At 75.2% G+C, this 10041-nt stretch carries 8 protein-coding genes and 2 tRNA genes; 2 read left to right on the forward strand and 8 right to left on the reverse strand.

Annotated features, from left to right (window positions below; all coding sequences use genetic code 11):
* Window positions 1–99 precede the first annotated feature (99 nt).
* The 6 genes from ACIF8T_RS06130 to ACIF8T_RS06155 all read right to left on the reverse strand — a co-directional run bounded on the left by ACIF8T_RS06130 (window position 100) and on the right by ACIF8T_RS06155 (window position 7786).
* Complete coding sequence (locus ACIF8T_RS06130; RefSeq protein ID WP_400031691.1) at window positions 100–2292, reverse strand: ArnT family glycosyltransferase; 2193 nt, start codon at window positions 2290–2292, stop codon at window positions 100–102.
* Entirely contained in the window at window positions 2289–3746 is a 1458-nt protein-coding gene (locus ACIF8T_RS06135) for a glycosyltransferase (RefSeq protein ID WP_400031693.1), read from the reverse strand. Before ACIF8T_RS06135 ends, ACIF8T_RS06130 begins: the two co-directional genes overlap by 4 nt.
* Window positions 3747–3760: 14 nt before the next feature.
* Window positions 3761–5455: an ATP-binding protein gene (locus ACIF8T_RS06140; RefSeq protein WP_400031695.1), complete on the reverse strand. Its 1695-nt coding sequence runs from the start codon at window positions 5453–5455 to the stop codon at window positions 3761–3763.
* Window positions 5452–6192, reverse strand: a complete 741-nt coding sequence (locus ACIF8T_RS06145) for a response regulator transcription factor (protein WP_400031697.1) — start codon at window positions 6190–6192, stop codon at window positions 5452–5454. The genes ACIF8T_RS06140 and ACIF8T_RS06145 overlap by 4 nt, the downstream gene beginning before the upstream one ends.
* 171 nt (window positions 6193–6363) lie before the next feature.
* Complete coding sequence (locus ACIF8T_RS06150; protein WP_400031699.1) at window positions 6364–6807, reverse strand: antibiotic biosynthesis monooxygenase family protein; 444 nt, start codon at window positions 6805–6807, stop codon at window positions 6364–6366.
* A 103-nt stretch (window positions 6808–6910) separates the two neighbouring features.
* A complete protein-coding gene (locus ACIF8T_RS06155) occupies window positions 6911–7786 on the reverse strand; it encodes a DUF2797 domain-containing protein (RefSeq protein ID WP_400031701.1) in 876 nt (291 codons plus the stop codon).
* A gap of 476 nt (window positions 7787–8262) precedes the next feature.
* Between ACIF8T_RS06155 and ACIF8T_RS06160 the strand changes: the two genes are divergently transcribed.
* Window positions 8263–8700 carry a hypothetical protein gene (locus ACIF8T_RS06160; RefSeq protein WP_400031703.1) on the forward strand — a complete coding sequence of 146 codons (438 nt, stop codon included), beginning with the start codon at window positions 8263–8265 and terminating at the stop codon, window positions 8698–8700.
* Between the two features lie 84 nt (window positions 8701–8784).
* On the opposite strand, the gene ACIF8T_RS06165 is transcribed toward ACIF8T_RS06160, so the two are convergent.
* Window positions 8785–8857 (reverse strand) — tRNA-Arg (locus tag ACIF8T_RS06165).
* Window positions 8858–9060: 203 nt separating this feature from the next.
* Window positions 9061–9151: transfer RNA gene (locus ACIF8T_RS06170), tRNA-Ser, on the reverse strand.
* 176 nt (window positions 9152–9327) lie between these two features.
* On the opposite strand from ACIF8T_RS06170, the gene ACIF8T_RS06175 reads away from it, so the two are divergent.
* On the forward strand, window positions 9328–9855 hold the full coding sequence (locus ACIF8T_RS06175) for an SSI family serine proteinase inhibitor (RefSeq protein WP_400031705.1): 528 nt from the start codon (window positions 9328–9330) through the stop codon (window positions 9853–9855).
* Window positions 9856–10041 lie beyond the last annotated feature (186 nt).

The raw sequence follows: 10041 nt of genomic DNA on the forward strand, positions 1-10041 counted from the left end.
CTGTACACCGTAGAACAGGTCTCGTACGGCGTACCGCGGAAAAGAGGGAGGGGGCGGTGGTCCTGCCACCGCCCCCCTTGCCGGCCACCGCCCCCTTGCTCAGTCCCCGGTCGGCCGGGTGAGGTCGTAGAAGGTGGCCGAGCCCGCCGTGACCTGCTCGAAGGTGGCCTCGACCCACGCGGTGATCTGCGCGGCCGTGCCGTCGTCGCCGCCGCCCGGGCCGCCGCCCGTGCCGCTCGCCACGAAGTAGTGGATCTTTCCGGCCGCCACGTACTCCTTGAACCGGGCCAGTGTCGGGGACGGGTCGGTGCCGTTGAAGCCGCCGATCGCCATCACCGGCTCGCCGGTGGCCAGCTGGTAGCTCGCCGCGTTCTGCGCGCCGATCGCCGCGGCGGCCCAGGTGTACCGGTCCGCACCGGTCTCCAGCAGCTTCCTGGCCTCCGCGCCGACGCTCGCGCCGTCGAGCAGACCGCCCATGCCGCCGCCCGTGCCGCCGCGCTCGCCCGTCCGCCCGCCGGGCACGCCGCCCTGCCGGTTCCACCCGGGCGTGCCGCCGGGGAAGCCGGTGCCCGGCCGGCCCTGGCCCTGCGCGGTCCCGTTCCCGTTCTGCTGGTTCGGGCCGCCGCCGGGGAAGCCCCCGGGACCGCCGCCGGGGAAGCCCCCGCCGCCCGGGCCGCCGCGTCCGCCCGCGACCGAGGGGCCGGCTGTGACGATCGAGCCGGTGTGGCCCTCGCTCAGCGTGGTGAGGGTGTACGCCGTCGGACCGGCCAGCGCGGCCGCCAGGCCCAGTCCGGCCACGCCCACGGCCAGGGGCCGGCCCAGCCGGCCGGCGAAGACCAGGCCCAGGGCGGCCGTCAGCCCGCCGGTCAGCACCAGCCACTTCAGCCAGGGCAGGTAGTCGGAGGAGCGGTCGAGCAGGACGTACCCCCAGGCCGCGGTGGCCGTCATGGCGCCCGCCAGGGTCAGCGAGGCCCAGGCCCCGGCGCGCTCCCGCCACAGCGTGACCGCGCCCATGCCGATCAGCGGGGCGATGTAGGGGGCCAGGGCCACGGTGTAGTACTCGTGGAAGATGCCCTGCATGTAGCTGAAGACCGCCATGGTGATCAGCAGCGCGCCGCCCCACACCAGGAACGCCCCGCGGGCCGCCGAGGCACGGCGGGCCTTCCGGGTCGCCACCAGGCCCGCGGCCAGCAGGATCAGCGCGGCCGGGATCAGCCAGGAGACCTGGCCGCCGATGTTCGCGCCGAACAGCCGGTCCCAGCCGGTCTCGCCCCAGCCGCCGCCCCCGCCGCCGACGCTGCCGGTCTCCTCGCCGTTGAGCCGGCCCAGACCGTTGTAGCCGAAGGTCAGCTCCAGGAAGCTGTTGTTCTGCGAGCCGCCGATGTACGGGCGGGAGGACGCCGGCCACAGCTCGACGACCGCCACCCACCAGCCCGCCGAGACGACCAGGGAGAGCGTGCCCAGGGCCAGCTGCCCGAAGCGCTTCGCCAGCGGCACCGGCGCGCACACCGCGTACACCAGCGCCAGCACCGGCAGGATCAGGAACGCCTGGAGGGTCTTGGCGAGGAACGCCAGGCCAATCACGGCACCGGCCCACACCAGCCACTTCGTCCGGCCGTCCTCCAGCGCCCGGAGCAGCAGGGAGCAGGCGACGGCCATCAGCAGGGCCAGCATCGCGTCCGGGTTGTTGAACCGGAACATCAGCGCCGCGACCGGGGTGAGCGCGAGGACCGCGCCCGCGATCAGGCCCGCCGCGGGTCCGAAGCGGCGGCGCACGGCCGCGTGCACCACGGCGACCGTGCCGACGGCCATCAGCACCTCGGGGACGAGGATCGACCAGGAGCTGAGGCCGAACAGCCGCACCGACAGCGCCATCGGCCACAGCGCGGCCGGGGGCTTGTCGACCGTGATGGCGTTGGCGGCGTCCAGCGAACCGAAGAAGAACGCCTTCCAGGACCGGCTGCCCGCCTGGACGGCCGCCGAGTAGAAGGAGTTGGCGTAGCCGGAGGCGCTGAGGTCGTACAGGTAGAGCAGGCCGGTGGCGAGCAGCAGCGCCAGGAGGGCCGGGCGCGCCCAGCGGGGGTCCTCGGGGCGGCCGCGCCACAGTCGGCGCGGGAAGGACCGCCGGGGGGCCGCGGCCCGCGCGGGGGCGGCCGGGGGCGGACCCCAGGTGGCGGGGTCCGCGCCCGCCGCCGTCCCGCCGGCGTCTGCCCGGTCCCCGGTCGTCGTGGTGCCGGTCGTCGTGGTGCCGGCCGTCGTGGTGCCGGCCGGCCGGTCGTGGTGTGTCGTCATCGGGCGTCCCCGGGGTCGGTGTCGGCCGGGCGCACCGGCTGGAGCTGGAGGGTGGCGTCCTGCCAGGCGCGGTCCGCCGTCCCGCCGGTGTGCGGCAGGGTCGTCCCGTACGGGCGGCGCTGCGGGAGCGGGCCGTACGACGGGGGCTGCGCGGCGGGGTGGGCGGGGCCGGACGGGTGGTGCCCGGTCACCACCGCCGAGGGCGTCCGCTCGTCGCGCCGGTCGGGGAACACCCACGCCCGGAAGAGCAGGAACCGCAGCACGGTGGCCGCGAGGTTGGCGGCGACGAGGACCGCCAGCTCGGTGGAGTGCGCCGGGTCGGAGCTCGCCGCGCCGAGGGCGGCGAGCGAGCCGCTGGTGAGGGCGAGGCCGATGCCGAAGACGACCAGGCCCTGCGCCTGGTGCCGGACGGCGCCGCCGCGGCCGCGCACCCCGAAGGTGAGCCGCCGGTTGGCGGCGGTGTTGGCGACCGCCGAGACCAGCAGGGCCAGCGCGTTGGCGGCCTGCGAGCCGGCGGCCTGCCGGAAGACGGTGTAGAGCAGCAGGTAGAAGAGGGTGGACAGGGCGCCGACCACGCAGAAACCGACCAACTGGCGGGCCAGGCCCCCGGGCACGTCCGGCAGTTCGCGGTCGCGCGGGTCGTCGCCGAACGGCCGGGCGAGCCGGTCCAGCGGCAGCGAGCCGGTGGCCAGGGCCCTGCCGACCCGCCACACGCCCTTGAGGTCGTCGGTCGCGGTCTTCACGATGTGGACGGTGGAGTCCGGGTCGTCGACCCAGTCGACCGGCACCTCGTGGATCCGCAGCCCGGCGCGTTCGGCCAGCACCAGCATCTCGGTGTCGAAGAACCAGCCGGTGTCCTCCACCAGCGGCAGCAGCACCTGGGCGACGTCGCGGCGGATCGCCTTGAAGCCGCACTGGGCGTCGGAGAAGCGGGCGTGCAGCGAGCCGCGCAGGATCAGGTTGTAGGAGCGGGAGATGAACTCCCGCTTGGCGCCCCGCACCACCCTGCTGCTGCGGCTCAGGCGGGAGCCGATCGCGAGGTCCGAGTGGCCGGAGATCAGCGGCGCCACCAGCGGCAGCAGGGCGTTGAGGTCGGTGGACAGGTCCACGTCCATGTAGGCGAGGACCGGGGCGTCGGACGCCGACCAGACGGCCCGCAGCGCCCGGCCGCGCCCCTTCTGCTCCAGGCGGAAGGACCTCACCTCCGCGATCTCCGCCTCCAGTCGCGCGGCCACCTGCGGGGTGGTGTCCGTCGACGCGTTGTCCGCGATCGTGATGCGGAACGCGTACGGGAAGGTCCGCGCGAGGTGCCCGTGCAGTCTGCGGACGCACGGCTGGAGGTCCTTCTCCTCGTTGTAGACGGGGATCACTACGTCCAGGACAGGCGTACCGGCTGAGGCGGCCGGGAGGTGCTCCCGCGCCGGCAGGGTGCCGGGAGAAGAGTCGGTTCGCATGGAGCCGACTCTCGTCAGACGCCCTGTCGTGCCCGTGTGGTGGTGCTGTGCCGTGCCTGTGAGTACGGGTGCCGGTCCGTGCCGGACCACGACTGCGGCTGCGACTGCGACAGCGGCTGCGGGGCGAGGGCCGGCAGGTGCACCGTGAACACGGTCCGTCCGGGCGCGCTGTCGACGGTCACGGCACCGCCGTGCGCGGTCGCCACGGCCTGCACGATGGCCAGGCCCAGGCCCGTCGAGCCGGTGGCGCGGGACCGCGCGGAGTCGCCGCGCGCGAACCGTTCGAAGACGTGCGGGAGGAGCGCGGCCGGGATGCCCTGGCCGTTGTCCTCGACGTCCACGCACAGCCACGGGCCGCGCCGCTGCACGCGCGCGGTGACGGTCGTGCCCGGCGGGGTGTGGGTGCGGGCGTTGCCGAGGAGGTTGACGAGGACCTGCTGGAGGCGGGCCGCGTCCGCGGAGACCAGGGCCGGTTCGTCGGGCAGGTCGAGCCGCCAGGTGTGGTCCATGCCGGCCGCGCGGGCGTCGCTGACGGTGTCCACGACGAGCGGGACGAGGTCGGTCTGCTCGAACTGGAGCGGCCGTCCGGCGTCGAGGCGCGCGAGCAGCAGCAGGTCCTCCACGAGCAGGGTCATCCGGCCCGCCTCGGACTCGATGCGGCCGAGCGCGTGCCGGGTGTCGGGGCCGACCTGTTCCCGGCCGCGCCGGGTGAGTTCGGCGTAGCCGCGGATGGAGGCGAGCGGGGTGCGCAGCTCGTGGCTGGCGTCCGCGACGAACTGCCGTACCCGCGTCTCGCTCTCCTGGCGGGCGTGCAGGGCGCCGTGCACGTGGTCGAGCATCCGGTTGAGCGCGGCGCCGACCCGGCCGACCTCGGTGTGCGGGTCGCACTCGGACTCCGGGACGCGCTCGCCGAGGTGCACCTCGCCGGTGTGCAGGGGGAGTTCGGCGACGCGGGTGGCGGTCGCGGCGACCTTGCGCAGCGGGCGGGTGGCGACGCCGACCAGGACGGAGCTGGCGATGCCGGCGGCGACCAGGCCGGCGCCGGTGACGCTCACCTCGACGAGGATCAGGGTGTTGACGGTGCCGGTGACGGACGCGGTGGGCAGGGCGGCGTAGAAGGAGTCGCCGTCGCCGCCCGGGGTGACGGTGAAGATCACGCGGTATTCGCCCAGGCCCGGGATGTCCACCGTGTGGAGCTCGGCGTCCCGGGGCACGGAGGCGAGCGCGGCCTTCTGGGCGTCGCCGAGGTCGACGGCCGTCGTGCGCCGGTATCCGTCCTCGGACTCCTTGGCGACGACCGCCCGGCCGACCTCGCCGTCGGCCCCGATCTCCGCGGCGACGGTGTTCTCCTGGGTCGGCCCCCGGGTGACGAAGTTCTCCAGCCGGTCCTCGTCCGGCTCGTCCGTGCCCTCCGTGTCCTCCGTGTCCTCCGTGCCGTCCGCGTCGTCCGGCTTGCCCTCGCCGGGCTTGAAGGGCGCCGACAGGCGCTTGCCGGCCTCGGCGACCTGCCCGTTCAGCTGCTCGTACAGGTGCGAGCGCAGCGCGACGGCGGTCACCGTGCCGATGACCGCGCAGACCACGGCGATCAGGACCAGGGACGCGACGACGAGCCGGGTCCGCAGCGTCCGCGGCTTGCCCGTGCGCCGCACGGCCGTGCGCCGCTGCCCGCCCGCCCGCTGCCGCGTCCGCGGCCGTCGCCGCCCGGTCACGACACCGCGGGCTTGATCAGGTAACCGGCCCCGCGCCGGGTGTGGATCATCGGCTCCCGCCCGGCGTCGATCTTCCGCCGCAGGTAGGAGATGTAGAGCTCGACGACGTTGGCCTGGCCGCCGAAGTCGTACGACCACACCCGGTCGAGGATCTGCGCCTTGCTGAGCACCCGGCGCGGGTTGCGCATGAGGAAGCGCAGCAGCTCGAACTCGGTGGCGGTCAGGTGGATGGAGTCCCCGCCCCGGGTGACCTCGTGGCTGTCCTCGTCCAGGGTGAGGTCGCCGACGACCAGCAGGGAGTCGGAGCGCCGGTCGGCGGCGCCGGAGCGGCGGATCAGCCCGCGCAGCCGGGCGACGACCTCCTCCAGGCTGAACGGCTTGGTGACGTAGTCGTCGCCGCCCGCGGTGAGCCCCGCGATCCGGTCCTCCACCGCGTCCTTGGCGGTCAGGAACAGCACCGGCACGTCCGGCAGTTCGCGGCGCAGCCGGCCGAGCACGGCCAGTCCGTCCATGTCCGGCAGCATCATGTCCAGCACGACCGCGTCGGGCCGGAACTCGCGCGCGGTCCGGACGGCGCCCTGGCCGTCCCCCGCCGTGCGGATCTGCCAGCCCTCGTACCGCAGGGCCATGGACAACAGTTCGGTGATCGACAGCTCGTCGTCCACCACCAGCACGCGGACGGGGCTCCCGTCCGGCCTCAGCAGTTCGGTGCGCCCCTGGGGCGAGGTCGTGGTCATGCTCCACACCCTGGCGGGGCGCTCTGAGAGCGTCCTTTCGGGAACCTGTGATTTCCCTGAGAAACGCACAGGCACCTCTCAGGGAGCACCTGGGAACGCCACGGCCGCACCGGACGGGAGCCCCGCCGCCGGTCCTGCGGCCGCACCGGACGGGAGCCCCCCTCGCCGGTCCTACGGCCGGGCCTCCTCGCCCTCGGACGCCTCACCCGCCTCCGCGCCCGCCCGCTCGAAGGTGTGACTGCGCTCGACCTTGGCGACGTGCAGGGTGTACCGCTCGTACCACTGGGTGCGTCCCCTGCGCTGGGCCGTGCGGTGCTCCGCGTCGGCGCGCCACCGCTCGACGGCGGCGGCGTCGCGGAAGTAGCCGACGGTGATCGACAGGCCGCCGGGGGTCCGCGCGTGGTCCATGCCGAGGAATCCGGGTATCCCGCGGACCAGCTCCTCCATCCGATCGGCGGTCTCGCCGTAGCCGTCGTCGTCGTCCGTGCGGACGGAGGTGAACACGACCGCGTAGTACGGCGGCCGGTGGGCGGGGACGGGCACGGCCGGGTCCGGCGGGCCGTCCGGTGCCGTGGCGTGATCGGGGGGACCGGGCTGATCGTCGTGATCGCTCATGGGGCCCACGATCGGCCCTGGCGGGGCGGCGGGTCCACCGCATTGCCGAAAGGGATCCGTACGGGATCCGGTTCTTTGCCCGCCCTCCTGCCCCGCCCGGACCTCAGAACAGCCCGTCCTGCATCCCCGTCGCCCGCGGGAACTCCCGCACCGGCACGGCCGGCCCGCCGCTCCCCCCGGCGGGCAGCAGCGGCCACCCGGTCATCAGCCGCGTGTCGAGCACGACGACCCCGCGCTCCGTCGCCAGGTGCAGGTCGGGACCGGCGGCCGCCACCAGCTCCCCGCCCACCGCCCCGCCGGCGACCAGTGCGCTCACCTCGCCGACGGCGGCGGGCAGGTCCGCCAGCCCGAACACGCCGACGTGGTCCACGGGCCGGAACGGCCGGGGCGCGAGCGCCTCCGGCCACCCGCCGAGCGCCACCGCCCGCGCGTGCAGCTCCGCGAGCTCGGCCGCCCGCCCCGCCTCCTCGCCGGGCAGCGCGGAGCGCACCACCCGCTTCTGCGCGTACGGGATCCGGTCCGGCACGCCCAGCGCGGCCCGCAGCAGCTCCTCGGCCCGCCGCGCGGCCATCAGCGGACCGGCCCCGAGCCAGCTGAAGCAGACGGCGCCCTGCTCCAGCAGCCGGGCCGGGCCCCGCTCGACCGCGGTGATCCCGACCTTGGCCAGGCCGGGCCCGAACCACGCCAGGTACACGTGGTACGGCCGCGGATCGTCCGCGAGGGTGTCGGCGGCCACGGAGTGCGCCCGGTCCAGCCGCGCGCACTCCTCGCACCGCGCCCCCGTGCTCCGCGCCGGTACCCCCGCCCGCACCGGACACGGATGCCCCCGCGCCCCCACGCACCTGCGCCCGTCCCCCGCCGCGACCGCGAAGGCCACCCGCTTCCCCCGGGTCAGCGCACTGCGCCGCCCGCCGTCCCACGCCAGCGCGGGACCGTCCGCCGACCACCGCAGCCCCGCACACGTCCACGTCCGTGCCATCACCGCCGAGCCTAGGACCCGGCACCGACAACGGGCTCCCGCTGGCGGCCCCCCCTCAGTCCGCAGACTCCCCAGCCGCGCCGCGTCCGCTCCCGGCGGCCACCGCCACGGGCACCGGCGCTCCCGTCCGCCGCCGGCCCGCCCCGGCTCCGGCTGCATGACCTCCCGCGGCGGCCCGCGCCCGCGAGGTGCACGAACCGCGCACGCGCCGTACGACGCCCGCCTCACCGCCCTGTCCGCCGACCGCGGCCCCGTCCTGTCCGCCGACCGCGGCCCCGGCGGGACCGCCGTCCCGCACGACCGGTTCGGCCGCGCGGGCGCCCTGGCGGCGGCGTACCGGGAGGAGCACCGCGGAGGCGGGCGACGCCCCCGCGCCGAGGTGCCGAGCGGCCCGGACGGTGCCAACCTGAAGGGAACGCCGCAGCGCTCGGGGGCACCGGCGGAGGCTGCGGCACGCTTCTCCGAAAGGCGGGCGCATGGCCGGCAACGTCAGCGGGACCCGTGGTCACCGGACCGACTGGGAGGCTCCGAGCGCCTGGGCCACGGGATGGACCGCGGCCGCCGCGATCCTCATGATCTTCGGCGGGATCATGGCGGTCTTCCAGGGCATCGCCGCGATCGCCCAGGACGACGTCTTCGTCGTCGCCCGGGACTTCACCTACGCGTTCAGCCTCACCGGCTGGGGCTGGATCCACCTGATCCTCGGCGTCGTGGTGACCGCGGCGGGGATCGCCCTCTTCAACGGCGCGACCTGGGCCCGGGCCGTGGGCGTCACGCTCGCCGGGCTCAGCATGATCGCCAACTTCGTGTGGCTGCCGTACGCGCCGGTCTGGGCGATCGTGCTCATCGTCATCGACGGGTTCATCATCTGGGCCCTGTGCGCGCCACGGCGCGAGGTCCCCTCCCAGCCGTGACCGGAGGACCGCCCCCGGGACCGCGCCGTGCCCCCGGGCCGGAACGCCGAAGGCCCCGGATCTCTCCGGGGCCTTCGCTCTGTGTGCACTCGGCAGGATTCGAACCTGCAACCTTCTGATCCGTAGTCAGATGCTCTATCCGTTAAGCTACGAGTGCTTGTTCTGTTGTTTCGCCGCTCCCGGCCCTTCCGGCCCGCTCGCGGCGACAGGAAGAACATTACATGACTGCCGCCGCCATGTGAAATCCGATTGCCCCACCCCTTGTGACCTGGGAAAACGTCTCTCGGGGCAGGAATCGCGGTACCGGCGGCGACAACGACGAAGCCCCGGTCCGAGGGACCGGGGCTTCGTGATCGACCGCGGAGGCGGAGGGATTTGAACCCTCGATGGGCTTTAAGGCCCAAACCGCATTAGCAGTGCGGCGCCATAGACCGGACTAGGCGACGCCTCCAGCACAACGTCCCGCGCGAGCGCGAGCGGATCGTGCGTGCCGATGATGACACAGTCGAGCGTGCTGTCACCAATCGCCCCCCACGGTACTAGGCGGAAAGGCCACAGGGCAAAGCCCTTCCCGCCGGGCGGGGGACGGGCGCGCAACGTCCCGGGGCGTGCCGCGTTAGTCGGGTCATGACACAGGTCAACCGCCGGGCCGTCGCCCGGCCCGCTTCCCGGTCCACCGCCGGCCCCGTGCTGCGGCGTCTCGTCGCGGGCGCCGCCGCCTCCGTCGCCGCCGTCACCTCGCTGTCCGCCGCGCCGCCGGCCGCGTACGCCCTGCCCGCCGCCGGCGCGCCGGCGGTCCCGGTCCGCGGCGAGGAGCGGGACCACCTCACCGTCACCGTGCGGAACGCGGGAGGCGGGGCGGACGGGACGTTCGAGCTGTACTGCCACCCCGCGGGCGGCACCCACCCCGACCCGGCCGACGCCTGTGCCGCCGTCGAGAGCGGCACGCGGTGGGGGCGGGACGCCTTCGCCCCGGTGCCCGAGGGCACCCTGTGCACCATGCAGTACGGCGGCCCGGCCACCGCGCACGTCACCGGCACCTGGGCGGGGCGGCCCGTCGACGCCTCCTACGACCGCGGCGACGGCTGCGGGATCGCCCGCTGGGACCGGCTCGTCCCCCTCCTGCCCGCCGTGGGCTCCGCGGGCCGGCCGTAGGACGCGGGGCGGTCGCGGGACGTGCGGCGGCGGCCGTCCGGAACGGCCGGAAAGAGGACTTCGCGCAAGGGGCGCGTGAAGGTCCCGCGCGGGTCCCGCGACGTCCGTGCAGGCAGTCGGCGGGCGGGCGGCCGACGGGCGCGCGCCGTACGCCGTACGGGCGTCGCTTCCGCGTCACTTCCTCGT

Source organism: Streptomyces sp. NPDC085946, assembly GCF_044540485.1.
Lineage (GTDB): Bacteria > Actinomycetota > Actinomycetes > Streptomycetales > Streptomycetaceae > Streptomyces.

Excerpts from the sequence above, each read along its gene's own strand:
- ACIF8T_RS06130 (WP_400031691.1), bottom strand. The coding sequence starts at position 2,292 with ATGACGACACACCACGACCGGCCGGCCGGCACCACGACGGCCGGCACC.
- ACIF8T_RS06135 (WP_400031693.1), bottom strand. The coding sequence starts at position 3,746 with ATGCGAACCGACTCTTCTCCCGGCACCCTGCCGGCGCGGGAGCACCTC.
- ACIF8T_RS06145 (WP_400031697.1), bottom strand. The coding sequence starts at position 6,192 with ATGACCACGACCTCGCCCCAGGGGCGCACCGAACTGCTGAGGCCGGAC.
- ACIF8T_RS06150 (WP_400031699.1), bottom strand. The coding sequence starts at position 6,807 with ATGAGCGATCACGACGATCAGCCCGGTCCCCCCGATCACGCCACGGCA.
- ACIF8T_RS06155 (WP_400031701.1), bottom strand. The coding sequence starts at position 7,786 with ATGGCACGGACGTGGACGTGTGCGGGGCTGCGGTGGTCGGCGGACGGT.
- ACIF8T_RS06160 (WP_400031703.1), top strand. The coding sequence starts at position 8,263 with ATGGCCGGCAACGTCAGCGGGACCCGTGGTCACCGGACCGACTGGGAG.
- ACIF8T_RS06175 (WP_400031705.1), top strand. The coding sequence starts at position 9,328 with ATGACACAGGTCAACCGCCGGGCCGTCGCCCGGCCCGCTTCCCGGTCC.